The organism is Ligilactobacillus animalis KCTC 3501 = DSM 20602, assembly GCF_001434535.1.
In the GTDB taxonomy this organism is placed as follows: domain Bacteria; phylum Bacillota; class Bacilli; order Lactobacillales; family Lactobacillaceae; genus Ligilactobacillus; species Ligilactobacillus animalis.
Genome location: NZ_AYYW01000039.1, coordinates 15710 through 29482, shown reverse-complemented (window position 1 = coordinate 29482; position 13773 = coordinate 15710). Strand labels below are relative to the sequence as shown.

The following is a 13773-nucleotide window of genomic DNA, read 5'->3' as shown; positions in this document are numbered from 1 at the left end:
CGTTCACTAAAAGTTAATTTTGTGCACTCTTTAATTTGTTTCCTACCACCGAAAAAATCTTGATTTTGCGCAATATTTTGCGGATGATTTTTTTCTAGCTTGTGGACAATGTTACTTTTATCACAAGCTCCTAGTTTAAAATAATGTTTTAATTTTTTAAATTAAATCAAGATATTATCAGCCTTTTCCGCCGGATCGTTTTATTTGTAACTTATAGACATTAGAACTATAATACTTCTGTAGACTATGGAAGGGAAGTTTTAGATATGACACGCCGTAATGATTCCAAGCTCGAACACCAGCTTGAAGAAAACCGTTTGAACGATGCTAGACGTCGGGAAAATGAAGAAAAAGAGAAAGAAGCTAAGGAACACCGCGAAAAGTGAGCTTTAGTCTTCTAATAAAGTCCGAATTCTGATTTCGGACTTTTTTTACATATTTAGAAAGTAGATGATCAAATGGAACTCACCGAAACTAAGCGAAAATTATTTATTTTTACTCTATTGGCAGGTACTTTTACCATGTCGATCAGCCAATCAGCCCTTTCAACCGCTTATCCTGCCTTGATGCATTTCTTTGCGGTCGATGCGGCAACGATCCAGTGGTTGACGACTGGCTTTATGCTCATGATGTGTGTCATGATGCCTGTCAGTCCATGGCTGCTCAATAATATTTCTTTTAAACATCTCTATCTTAGTGTCTTAGCCCTCTTTGGGGTCGGCACTTTAATGATAATTTTTGCCCCAACTTTCTGGCTCGCACTTTTAGGCCGCTTGTTAGAGGCGACTGCTGTCGGTATCTTATTTCCATCATTTCAAACGGTCTTGATGACGATCACGCCTAAAGACAAGCGGGGACAAACCATGGGAGCCGCCGGATTAGTCATGGGTTCAGCCTTAGCAGTTGGACCGATCATCTCTGGGATCGTCTTAAACTTTTTGCGTTGGCAAGACCTCTTTTGGTTATTTTGCTTTTTAATGCTCGTGATCTTTTTGGTCGCTTGTGTGACGATCAGTGATGTCATGGAACGCAAGCCATCCCAGTTAGATGTTTGCTCTCTATTCTATGAAGGTTTTGGCCTAGGTACCTTATTATACGCTCTTACCGCCCTTAAAGATCCACGCCAGCCGTTGCTAAATATCTTACTTTTGGTCTTAGGTCTTTGTTTATTGATCGCCTTTTGTCGCCGTCAACTAAAGCTGACCACGCCACTTTTAGAATTGCGGATCGTTAAGTACCTTGATTTTGACATTGGCTTATTATTGACCGGGCTTTCTTACGTGTCCTTGATCGTAGTCACGATCGTTTTTCCGCTCTATTATCAAAAGATCCTCGGCTTAAGTCCGTTAGCTTCGGGGCTTTCCTTGGTCTTACCTGCTGTTTTACTGAGTGTGTTGAATCCTGTGACCGGTAAACTGGCCGACAAATGGGGCTTCAAACCGGTTCTTTTAGTTGGGGTCAGCATGTTGCTCGGTGGCTGGGCTGGACTGCTCTTATGGCAAGATCACCTTGGACTCCCACTCTTGATCGCCTTTTCCATGGTGATCGAAGGAGGCAATGCCTTTGTCATGATGCCGGCGACAACGCTGGGGGCTAATTCAGTGCCTAAAAACTTGATCGCACATGCAACTGCGCTAACAACTACGATCCGCCAGCTCCTTGGTAGTCTAGGTGTCATGCTCGCGACCCTATTGTTAAGCAATGCCGGTCAAAGTATTACCCAAAAATCAAGCTATTCCCGCGTCTTTATCTGCTTTTTACTCATCGAGGCCGTAGCGTTAGTCTTGGCGTTACGCTTAAAAGAAGTAAAAAAATAAGCTAGGAGGTACCCATGCAAGTGGGTGCTCCTAGCTTATTTGCTGTTTCAAAAAATTAAATCTCGGTACCTAAAATCCTAATAAGGATCGGCGATAATCGACTTATCGCTTAATCAAAATCTAGAATAATATTATTGGTCAAAACGTCGGTGTAACTATATGATACGCGTTCAACGGCATTTTCTTCGTGACTTAATTCTACGATAAATACAGCGGGGAAAGTTTCCCGCAGAATCCCATGACGTTTAGTAACTTTTTTGCGTCCAACGTGGGACGTTACCGTTAAACCAGCGCCAATGCAATTGTCGAGCTTGCTCTTGATTTTTACTAATGTAGTTGGCAATGCGCTTCACCTCTCTGTGTAAAATATTGTAACATAATTTTACAAAAAACGCAATTATACCACACCCGAACAAACACTTCAATATTTAAAAGTTATTTTTTGACGATTTTTTCAGCGACTAAAGCATCAGCTAAGGCGACCATTTGTGCGATCGTTAACTTTTCAGCGCGGATCCCTGGCTCGATCGCAACTTTAGCCAAAGCTGCCTGCATTTTTTCTTTGATCTCAGGGGTCTTACCATACATTCCTTGCAAGTTGTTCCAAAGGCTCTTGCGTCGATGTAAAAAGATCCCTTTGACCATTTGCTTAAAGAACTTTTCATCAACTGGTCGATAAGTTTGAACGGCTTTTTTCTCTAAGACAATGATCGCAGAATCAACTTTAGGTTGGGGAATAAAAACTGTTTTAGGCACGATAAACGCCACTTTAGCATCCATCTCGTATTGCACCGCTACACTCAAAGAACCGTAATCTTTAGTCCCAGGAACAGCTGCTAAACGATCAGCGACCTCTTTTTGCATCATCACAACGATCCGGTCAAAATCAACCGGTGCTTCCAACAAATGTAAAATGATCGGTGTTGTAATGTAATATGGTAAATTAGCCACTAACTTGATCTTGTGCTTGCCATCGAAATTTTTAGCGATCAATTCCACTAGGTCAGCTTTGAGCACATCTTGATGAACGACTGTCACGTTATCATAAGGTGCCAAAGTATCGGCTAACACCGGGATCAAACGGTCATCGATCTCTAGTGCCATGACTTGATGGGCATTCTTAGCCAACTGTTCGGTCAAAGCGCCGATCCCGGGTCCGATCTCGATCACGTCATCTTCTGGCGTTACTTCAGCAGCTGCTACGATCTTATTTAAAATATTGATATCAGTCAAAAAGTTTTGGCCTAAACTTTTTTTAAACGTTAGCCCATAACTTTCCATGATCGCCCGCGTCCTAGTCGGTGAAGCGATCTCTGGTAATTGATTATTCATCGATTTTTCCTTCCTCTACTTGGTCTAAATATCTCAGTGCCGCAGCAAATTCTTCCGGTGTGATCTGGAAGAGATTCAACCGCTTATAGAGCTGTTTTCCATTGACATAGCCGATCCGCAAATATTCGCCCAAGATCCGGCGTCTGATCTTGGCCTTGGGTCCTGATATCAAGCCCGCTACTGCTAGATCTTCCCGACTGATCATCGGAGTCGCATCGGGCTCTTCGGTATATAGATTACGTAAAGCTTCCCGGATCGCCTCTGGATCAGCATGTTCAACGCCAAGACTGCCTTTGTGATCTGGGGCAGCAGCTTTTTTTGTCAGAAAAGCATGCTTGACCCCCGGAACAGCTTCTTGGATTATCTTACGGATCTTTTCCCCTGAAAAATCGGGGTCTGTAAAGACGATGACTCCGCGCTTGTCATGTAATTCTTCGATCTGTGCGAGTGTTTCATCACTGATCGCTGATCCCCTAGTCTCAAGGGTATCTGCATTGACGGCTAAGTTGATCCGCTTGGTATCATCTTTACCTTCAACAACGATAACTTCTTTGATCTTCATCTTATCTGTCATTTTATCTTCAACACTTTCTTTGCATTAGCAGTTGTGATCTGCGCTAGTTTTTCAGGTGCGATCTGTCTTTCTTTAGCTAAAAATTCTAAAATATAGCGGGTCATCGCTGGTTCATTGATCTTGCCCCGAAATGGCATTGGGGTTAAATATGGGGCATCTGTTTCAACTAACATATGTTCCAATGGTGTCACCAAAGCAGCCTGTTTAACTTCCTTAGCATTGCCAAAAGTCACGACCCCACTAAACGACAATTCCATCCCTAGATCCAAAAATTCCTCAGCCCAGTCAGCATCCCCATTAAAACTGTGCATGATCCCACCGATCTTTGCGATGTCTGCCTTTTTTAAGATCGCATAGCAATCCGCGATCGCATCCCGATCATGGATACTTATCGGAAGTTGCAGTTCATGCGCGAGCTCTATTTGACGTTCAAAAACTTTCCATTGGACTTTTTTAGGTACATCACAGTGATAATCGAGCCCGATCTCTCCCAGAGCTTTTACTTTCGGATGAGCCAAGACTTCGCTTAATTTATTTTCAAAATTTGTATCGTAGTCTAAAGCACTTTCGGGATGACAGCCAAAAGCTCCATAGATCCCTGGATATTTCTCAACTAAGTCAAGCATTCGCTCCGTACTCGGATCATCGTAACTGATGACTAACATTTCGGTCACATTTAAAGCTTTGGCCCGCTCGATCACATCAGGAATGTCATTTTTAAATTCTGTAGCATTGATATGAGTATGTGAATCAAAAATCTCCATTTTTTCCCTTTCTTACGCTAAAAGGCACACGGTCAGCCCATGTGCCTTCTATCACTTGATCAGCCAACTAATGATCCGGCTGGGATCTCATCGGGAACAGTTATTAATTGTACTGTATCACCAAATTCAGCTGATAAGAGCATCCCTTGGCTGATCTCACCTCGCATCTTACGCGGTTGTAAGTTTGTTACCGCGATCACTTTTTTACCGATCAATTTTTCTGGTTCAGGATACCATTGAGCAATACCCGAGAGGATCTGACGTTCACCTTCATCGCCCGCATCCAATCGGAATTTGAGGAGCTTATCGGCACCCTTGACCCGAGAAACATCTTTGATCAAAGCCACCCGTTGTTCGACTTTATCAAATTTATCGAACTTGATCTCTTTTTTCGTTGACTTAAGTTCTGTCTTTTCAGGGTCAAATTCAGCTTGCGCTTCGGCTGCTTCTTGCATTGCTTTGCGCCCTTTTTGTTTTTCATTTTTAGTCATATTAGACTTGATGTATTCAACTTCAGCTTCGATATCCAAACGTGGGAAGATCGGTGTTCCCTTCTTAACAACAGTTGTCTTTTCTGGGAGGGCAAAATAGTCCACCCCTTTGATAGCCATATCTTCTAATGGCAGACCTAATTGAGTAAAGATCTCTTTTGGTGCATGTGTCATCACTGGTTGCAACAAGATCGCGATCAAGCGCAAACTTGCAGCCAAGTGGGCTAAGACACTGTCCAATTCATTAGCTTTAGCTTCATCTTTAGCCAAGACCCATGGTTCAGTCTCATCGATATACTTGTTAGAACGTGAAACAAACTTCCATAGTGCTTCTAAAGCCAAGGCAAAATGCGCTTGATCCATGTTAGCTTCGTATTCCGCGATCGCTTCTTTAGCTGATTTTTCTAAATCTAGATCAAATGCCGTCACATTTGAAGTCAGCGTTGGGATCAGACCTCCACGATACTTATTGATCATCGCAACAGTCCGGTTCAATAAGTTACCTAAGTCATTAGCCAAGTCATAGTTGATCTTTTGCACAAAATCTTCTGGCGTGAAGATCCCGTCATTGCCAAATGGAACAGCACGCATCAAGTAGTAGCGCAATGCATCTAAGCCATAACGTTCAGTCAACATTTCAGGATAGACCACATTGCCCTTAGACTTAGACATCTTGCCGTCACGCATGACTAACCAACCATGACCGATGATGTGTTTTGGCAATGGAAGATCTAAAGCCATCAAAATGATCGGCCAGTAGATCGTATGGAAACGAACGATCTCTTTACCTACCATATGAACATCAGCTGGCCAATACTTGTTGAAAAGTTCTTGATCCTTGCTACCGTAGCCTAAAGCTGTGATATAGTTGCACAAAGCATCGATCCAAACATAGACCACGTGTTTTGGATCATTTGGCACTTTAACGCCCCAATCAAAACTAGTCCGTGTGATCGCTAGATCTTCTAAGCCTGGCTTGATGAAGTTGTTCAACATTTCATTTTTACGACTTTGGGGAATGATGAAATCTGGGTGTTCATTGTAGTATTCGACTAAACGATCAGCATATTTGCTCATCTTGAAGAAATAGGATTCTTCTTCGACTAATTGAACTTCATGACCAGATGGAGCCTTCCCACCGATCATATTGCCTTGTTCATCACGATAAACTTCGGCTAATTGTGATTCAGTAAAATATTCTTCATCAGAAACAGAGTACCAACCTTTGTAAGAGCCAAGATAGATATCACCTTTATCCAAAAGTTTTTGGAAGATCTTTTGGATCGCTTCTTCGTGATATTCATCCGTTGTCCGGATAAATTTATCATTTGTGATCTCAAGTTCTTGCCATAATTTTTGGATCGAGTCCGCCATCATATCAACATATTGTTTGGGCGTCATGTTCAAGTCTTGTGCTTTTTGTTCGATCTTTAGCCCGTGTTCATCTGTCCCTGTCAAAAAGAAGACATCAAAATCTTGCAGACGCTTGTAGCGTGCCAAAACATCGCAAGCGATCGTTGTGTATGAGTTACCGATGTGTAGCTTTCCTGATGGGTAATAGATCGGCGTTGTAATGTAATATGTCTGTTTATCAGCCATTAACTAGTCATTTCCTTTCGCTTAAAACTGCTATTAGTGCAAGTTTATCATCGTCAAATTTTCAATAAAAATAGTATAACATAACCACGTACCTATTATTAGCTGTTTCAAGCAAAAAAACAGGAACTAGGCGTATTTATGTGCAATTTTGCCACAAGTAGCGGCTACGATCGCAGCTAAAAGATCATCGATAAAGGTATTGACGTGTTCTGGACTCGTATCGAATTTCTTGATGATCCCAGATTTTACGCGGTCAAAATATCCAAAGTTGGTAGCTCCGATCGTACCATAGATATTGGCGATCTGTAAGGCTAAAGTTTCATCGACACCAAAGACTCCCGAATCATTTTCGATGATCTCGGCTAAGGGTGAAGCCACCTTTCCTTCTTCGGTCAACCGATCGAGTTCTAACATAACCATCGCATTATTCAATAATTCCCGCTTGTTCATCACATCATTGACATCGTTTTTGCATTCTTCTAAGGTCAGACCCAATTCAAAATCCTTTTGGGTCTCATAGACCAACTTAGCCAATTCATCCAAGCTGACACCGCGTTTGGCTAAGCGTGCGATCACAAATTCATGTGCCTTCGTATCGGGATATTTAAAATCTTTTTGATACATTGAAATACCTCCTTTTATTAACGTAATAAGTAGTCTACACCTAGCGTGGCTAAAAGCTGATTGACTGGCATAGCATAGAGTTCTTTAAACTTTTCAGCAGGTTTTTCACCTAGATCGGGTAAGATAAATGAATTTTGACCATCGACCTTGAAACGCCCCGCATAAGCTGATTTAAACGTTAAATTCTCTTGCCAAGGTGTATGATAAAATTCAAATAAGGCACTTGTTTCCAAGCGTAATTGCCGTTCACTCAAAACAGGCGTTATCGTGATAAAATCATTTAAGTGCATGGACAATAAATTCCATTCGCTGAGTTGCTTATCAAATGATTTCCATAAACGTACCACACCCCGCCGCACTTCAAAAGCTGTCTGGAGTGATTTTTCTGTCATGACCGCATAGAGTTTTTGCGCTGCAGCTAAGGAGATCGGATAATTTTTTTCCAATTCTGGTAACACTTGTGCTAGATCATCAGCAAAAAAGACTAAAGCATCTAATAATGTTACCGTCCGTAAGACCATCCATTCATCGCGTTTTCCTTTTGGCTCAGGCTTTAAGATCGCTAAAACACCTTTTAAATATAACTCTTCGACGCTTTCATCTACAAAACCCAATTCCTGTTGTTTAGCATAGACTTTAGTGTGTAAGACCGTATCATATAGGTCGATCCCTGCTAGCATAAATTTATGATCTTTATTCGTATCGCCTGTCGTCAAATTAAACGCTACTTGTGGTGTCTTATCTAGCATCAATAAAAAGTGTAATAGCTCATGCGCGATCGTATAATCCGGATCTGTTTGATCATAAACATCGACCTTTAATTTTCCACCATGTAAATAGTGCTGGGCTTGGTCATGGCGTAAATAGCCCACTTTTTTAGGTTCTTTAAATTCGATCTCGACTCCAGCAGGAAATTTTTCCTCAACTTGAGCGATCAATTCTTGGGTTTTAGTTGTCAAATCATTTTTGTTCACGTTTATTTCCTCTTATCTCTTCTAAGATCTGCTTAGCTGTAGCTGAATCACGCGCTTTTTTAGCTAATAACTCCGCTACGACAGCTGAAACTTCACTCGGGCTAGCTCCCACTGCGACGGCTAAGCTTTTCAATTGTAATTTCATATGGCCCTTTTGGATCCCATCAGTCACTAAGGCATATAGTGCTGCTAAATTTTGGCCTAAGCCAACAGCCGCCACGATCTTTTCTAATTCCTTAGCATCTTGTAATTCTAAAAGTTGATGGTTAAGTTTGACTAGCGGCACGATCGAGACCGAACCACCAACTGATCCTAGTGGTAAAGGCAATTCTAATTCACCGATCAACATATCGCCTTTGACTTGCCAAGTACTCAAGCCCTGGTAACTACCATTGCGGGCTGCGTAGGCATGCGCACCAGCTTCGATCGCCCGCCAGTCATTACCACTGGCGATCACGACTGCATCGATCCCATTCATGATCCCTTTATTATGCGTCGTTGCTCGATAAGGATCAAGTTGGGCTAAGCGGCTAGCAGTAGCGATCTTTTGCGCGATCTTTTCTCCCGCTAGCTCGCCTTTAGTCAGCGCAGATACTGGGATCTCACACGTGACTTTTACTAAACAGCGTGTTGCATAATTGGATAAAATACTCAATAAGATCTCTGCATCAAGCTCAGTTTGCAAACAACTCGCACAAGCCTCTAACATCGTATTCAACATGTTAGCGCCCATCGCTTCTTTAACATCAACGATCAGATCAAGAGAGACCAGATCTGGAGCTAAGATCCGCATTCTGATCTCACGGGCACCACCACCGCGGCGAACGATCGACGGATGAGCTTCATTAGCCAATTGAAGTAATTTAGCTTGCATTTGTTCAAGTTGTTGAGCTAATTTAGTGGCATCTTTGACCTGTTCGATAACGATCTGCCCGATCATTAAGCGTTCTTTTAGCTCACTTTTGAACCCTCCACCCCGCTTGACGATCGCTGCTCCATGGCTGGCAGCGGCGATCACCGAGGGCTCTTCCGTCACCATTGGGATCAGATATTCTTTTCCATCAATGACATAATTTAACGCCAAGCCTTCCGGGATCTGATACTGCGTGATAAAGTTTTCGATCATCGTGTCACCCAGTGTAAGATCAAGTTTTGGCGCTATCAAAGAATCCACTTCAGCTTGCGTCAATTTTTTTTGTTGTACTAAGATATCCAGTCGTGTCTGGCGATCTTTTTGATAGTATTTGCTAAATCCGTTCATATATATTTCCTCAGATCTCTATTCTGTTATCCGTTAGACTCTTTTAGTTTAAGCATTATCATAAAAAAATACAAGTATCGAAATTCCGCTACAAATAACAAGAGCCCCACCACATATCATGGTAGAGCCCTCACTATTGACTGCATTACTTGCCCTTTATTTAATTATCAGTTAAAGATCGATTCTTTAAAACTCGCAGTCAATGTATTATATTGCGCCTTGAGCGCATCCACGTTGACTGCTTTTTTCTTGGCTTGGAGCAACTTCGCATCTGCTAATGTAGCTTGGTCCATCAAAGTTTGGAGCTCAGCATATGACGTGATCGTCACTTGTTTTTGGTTATATGTGATCGTGATCGGTCTTAAGCTATCTTTTTTAGCGATCCGTTCATTAAACATTGCCTTTTTAAATTCAGCATAGTTTGCATATTGATCACCCCAGATCTTTTCAAAGATATAAGCATCCGAAAGCTCTCTGTTATCCGCTTTAGCCTGTTTTTGATATTGATTAGAGACATAAGGGATAAAGCCATTTTCCCAACCTTTAGCCGCTAAAAGTTCAAAAGCTGTCTTTCTAAATAACAATCCCCCTACGCTTCCAGCATCATTTTGCAAGCCCGCATAGATCGGCGCATACATTGAAACCGTAGCATAAATATTTTTACCATACTTACCACCACTATAGTTCCGAGCCACGACAATATTATTGTCGATCAAACTTTCCCAGCTCGTCAATTTTTGGGCTAGTTCTTCACTTAACGCAGTATCACTCACAATATCTTGTGCAGTTTTAGCATTATAAGTTATCGTTCTTAGATACTGTCGCTTAAGCTCGCTGTTTAGCCCAATTATCGCTTGAGCCTCAGCATGATCTAAAAGATATGTCACATCAAAGACTCCATGCATATATCGCTCTAGATCAGCGCTAGTTTGGATGTCAGTAAAACTCTTGTTCTGTGTCTGTCCCGTTCGATCTGTCCAATCAAACGCTAGATTCAAGGCATAGTTAGCTTGCGTTGGAGACCAAGGACCTTCTAATAATCCCTGAGCAAATGTTTCTGCTCCGATATTTCCACGCCGTCCATGACCATTAAAGTAGATCACACCATCAAAATTATGGGTCATCTCATGCGTTGCGACTGCGACTCCATAGTCACTGAGCTGTCCATCTACAACAAAATGCACTAAACTCCCAGTTGCATAGGCTCCAGTACCATTTGCTCCGTACAGCTTGCCGATCGGGGCAAAGAATTCATAGACCCCTGTGACCGATTTATCCAATTTATTGACCCAGCGATTCTGATAATTTCCAGGCTGTTTAGTATCAATGATCCAATAACCATCCCACATCGGAATGTCGCGCGTCAATAATTGGCCTTTTACATTTTCGGATACGATCCGATACCAAGTATCATAGTAATTTGCCATGATCTGGGCATACTTAGCGACTTTCTGGTCAACTTGATCTTGCATTGCGCGATATTTATCTGGTTCTTTCTTCAATGCTTCATCGATATAGCGTTCATAGATCCCAAAAGAGATCGTTGACATCGTTGTAAAGATAAACATATTTCGCTCACTTAAATTGAGCACTGGAAGTAGATAGTTACGATATTCAGCGCGATTTTTGCCTTTCATCCGTTCATAGACCCGAACTTCAGCATCCGGTACTTCCTTTGAAGCTGCCTCATAGACATACGCTTTAGTCGCTGTTTTGAACCACGTATTGTCATCTAACTGTGGAGCAAACAAACGACGATTATGGTCTAAATATGCAACGACATCTTGATCACCTGTCAGTGGGCTAAAGAGTGCTACATATGTCGCATAGTTATTTTTGACCGCTAATTTGGTTCCCCCTAGCTTAGAAAAGTCACTCAGCCATGACAAAATATCTACTTTCTTACCGTAAAAATCTGGGTAGTAAGCTGCGATCGCATGCAGATCTAGCTCACCGTAATTGATATGATATAGTCGCTCTAGATAAGCCAAGGCTAGTGTCAATTCTAGTTTTTTAGCTTCTAACTTCTGCTTGAGATCAGCCCGGATCACTGCAGAAGTTAGATCAACGACAGCCATTGAGGTCGTCAAAGAACTCAATTGTGCTTTGATATCTTTTTTGACTTTGGTAAATGCCCCTTGGAGATACAACTCATTTAGCCGTCCGATCCGTACTTGTTCTACCGCCTCGGCTTCGATCGCAGCTGTTTTTTCAGCCGTCAACACTTCATCTGGATGTACTTTTCGATAATTTTCAAGTGCCGTATTTTTAGCCTTTTTCAAACTATCTTCTGATGGCTGTAACGCTAAACTTGCTGTTGTTTCTGAAGAATAGTAGTTCAATGAGCGGTAAGCAGCAACGACTTCTGTGAGTAATTCCTCCCATGCTCCCCCCAATTGATATGGCGTATAGAGCAGTCCATTAGCGAACTGATACTCACTGATATTGGTTTGTTTATACTCACCTAAGGACTCAAGCGCTACTTGGGTCACCGTTTCATCAGCAAAATGGAGCAACAAGCTCGTCAACTGCCCCGGCTCTCCGACCGAATCGCCCACGACTTTGCCCGCTTTCATTGGTACAACTGCCGTCAATGCTGTCGTATAAAGTTTATCGCTTGGCAAGACTTTATTTCCGTATTTCAAAATAGTATACCGATCATAGAATGGAAGTAACTTTTCCATATTTCTATAAGCTAATTCACGCTCGGCTTGATAATTTGGTAATTGTGAATAATCGATCGTTTGAGTTCCGGCAGCACCTTTCCATATTGGAGCCGTGACTTGCCATTTTTGAAGCATTTCTTTGGCAACTGCTTCAGTGATCGCAGTCGGATAATCATTAGCTAGACCGCTTGCGACCTCAGAAACATAGTAAGCCTTTTGATGCGGTGGCCTTTTGAAATCAACATCACCGTGGAAAATATAACCATTTTCCAACTTGACTGCACTTATCGCTTCAACGACCCGCCCGTTTGTCCAAGCACTACCGACCAAACCACCAGCACGTTTTGCCAAGCCATCATTTTTTATCGTCCCAGTAGCATAACTCTTTTCGACCGAGCCACTTGCCAAACGTCCGACTAAGCCCCCAACATTATCATTGGTATCATGGACCTTAGCTGTCAGATAGACATCGGCAAAGCTACGTGCGATCTTAGAATTTTCAGCATAGCCGACTAAGCTTCCACCTTGATCATAAGCATTGCCTGTCAGGGTGATCGTACCAGTAAATGATGACCGTGAGATCTGCGTGTTATTTTTGATCCGCGCTGCTAGCCCACCTGTCGTTTGCGTCGAACGAATATCACCTTTTATATTGACACCACTGATCAAAGCTCCATCTAAGACACGAGCTAAACTACCAGTATCAGCAACATTATCAGTGATCTCAACATTTTCAAATGTGATATTATCTATCGTGGCACCCTTGACCACATTAAACAGCGGTTTATTCAAATTGTAGATCGTATAGGCATTATCAGCCTTACTGCGCAAAGTCCCGCTAAATGTTTCAGTGATATAACTAGCATCTGTATCGGCAAGACCAAGCGCATCCAGATCAGCTGCAAGTATAAAGTCACCCGTTGGATCAGCTTTTATTGCCTTGAGCAACTCGGCAAAATTGGTATATTCATTTGAAACTTCTGTCTTATCGATCAAAAAAGTATGTCCCGCAGAAAAATCACGTTTATCAGCTTGATATGTCACCAATTCTGGCGTTGCGATCGTAGCTTGATACTTAGTTTTGCCCCCGAGCTCGACCTCCTCAAATGAAGCGATCGGCAAATACCAATCTTTTTGTTGAGCCGAAACGATCTTAGCAACATATTTATTAGGATCAGTTGGTAATTCAGCTAAACTAGAGACTAACTCTAGACCACCATTTGCGCCTAATTGATATAAGCCGATATTATTGAAATTTTTTAGCTCAACTTTTTTAGGGGTCAATTCCACCGTGATCGGTTTTAAATTCTCTGTCTGATCACCTTGGCCAATATCATAAGTGTATTCTGTTTCGAGTCGATAATTCGTATTGTAAGCCAGATCAGCAAAAGTCGTCGTTAAAGTAGCCAGATCAACTAATTTTTCAGTTACTTTTTCGTTATCCTTGTACAAACTTACTTTTATAGCCCGCAATTTCTTATCAGGATCAGTTACAGTGTAGCTAACGGTAGCTGTTTTATTATCAACAGCTTCGTCTGCGCTAGTGAGCTCGACTAACGGTTTAGCATATAACTTAGTTCCTTGAGCAACGACTTCATTTACTGGGGCTTTGGTGATTTTACTACTCTTTTCTACACGGGCGAGTTCTTTTCCTTCGGCATCGCGTGTCAC

At 42.0% G+C, this 13773-nt stretch carries 10 protein-coding genes; 1 reads left to right on the top strand and 9 read right to left on the bottom strand.

The window, feature by feature from the left end; translation table 11 throughout:
- Nucleotides 1-458 precede the first annotated feature (458 nt).
- Nucleotides 459-1817, top strand: a complete 1359-nt coding sequence (locus tag FC30_RS07250; RefSeq protein ID WP_029507346.1) for an MFS transporter — start codon at nucleotides 459-461, stop codon at nucleotides 1815-1817.
- Between the two features lie 109 nt (nucleotides 1818-1926).
- On the opposite strand, the gene FC30_RS07245 is transcribed toward FC30_RS07250, so the two are convergent.
- The 9 genes from FC30_RS07245 to FC30_RS07205 all read right to left on the bottom strand — a co-directional run bounded on the left by FC30_RS07245 (nucleotide 1927) and on the right by FC30_RS07205 (nucleotide 13773).
- The gene (locus FC30_RS07245) at nucleotides 1927-2160 is read right to left on the bottom strand and encodes a Veg family protein (protein ID WP_010689710.1); all 234 of its coding nucleotides are present in this window, start codon (nucleotides 2158-2160) and stop codon (nucleotides 1927-1929) included.
- 92 nt (nucleotides 2161-2252) lie between these two features.
- On the bottom strand, nucleotides 2253-3149 hold the full coding sequence (rsmA, locus tag FC30_RS07240; protein WP_010689711.1) for a 16S rRNA (adenine(1518)-N(6)/adenine(1519)-N(6))-dimethyltransferase RsmA: 897 nt from the start codon (nucleotides 3147-3149) through the stop codon (nucleotides 2253-2255).
- Nucleotides 3142-3711, bottom strand: a complete 570-nt coding sequence (rnmV, locus tag FC30_RS07235) for a ribonuclease M5 (RefSeq protein WP_029507347.1) — start codon at nucleotides 3709-3711, stop codon at nucleotides 3142-3144. The genes rsmA and rnmV overlap by 8 nt, the downstream gene beginning before the upstream one ends.
- 8 nt (nucleotides 3712-3719) lie before the next feature.
- Complete coding sequence (locus FC30_RS07230; RefSeq protein ID WP_010689713.1) at nucleotides 3720-4487, bottom strand: TatD family hydrolase; 768 nt, start codon at nucleotides 4485-4487, stop codon at nucleotides 3720-3722.
- Nucleotides 4488-4546: 59 nt separating this feature from the next.
- Nucleotides 4547-6577, bottom strand: a complete 2031-nt coding sequence (gene metG / locus FC30_RS07225) for a methionine--tRNA ligase (protein ID WP_010689714.1) — start codon at nucleotides 6575-6577, stop codon at nucleotides 4547-4549.
- A gap of 126 nt (nucleotides 6578-6703) precedes the next feature.
- Nucleotides 6704-7201 (bottom strand): phosphatidylglycerophosphatase A family protein, encoded by a 498-nt coding sequence (locus FC30_RS07220; RefSeq protein WP_010689715.1) that lies wholly within the window; start codon nucleotides 7199-7201, stop codon nucleotides 6704-6706.
- Between the two features lie 17 nt (nucleotides 7202-7218).
- On the bottom strand, nucleotides 7219-8175 hold the full coding sequence (locus FC30_RS07215) for a hypothetical protein (protein ID WP_010689716.1): 957 nt from the start codon (nucleotides 8173-8175) through the stop codon (nucleotides 7219-7221).
- Nucleotides 8162-9436 carry a hydroxymethylglutaryl-CoA reductase, degradative gene (locus tag FC30_RS07210; protein ID WP_056938496.1) on the bottom strand — a complete coding sequence of 425 codons (1275 nt, stop codon included), beginning with the start codon at nucleotides 9434-9436 and terminating at the stop codon, nucleotides 8162-8164. Before FC30_RS07210 ends, FC30_RS07215 begins: the two co-directional genes overlap by 14 nt.
- Before the next feature lie 167 nt (nucleotides 9437-9603).
- Nucleotides 9604-13773, bottom strand: a complete 4170-nt coding sequence (locus tag FC30_RS07205) for a ZmpA/ZmpB/ZmpC family metallo-endopeptidase (RefSeq protein ID WP_010689718.1) — start codon at nucleotides 13771-13773, stop codon at nucleotides 9604-9606.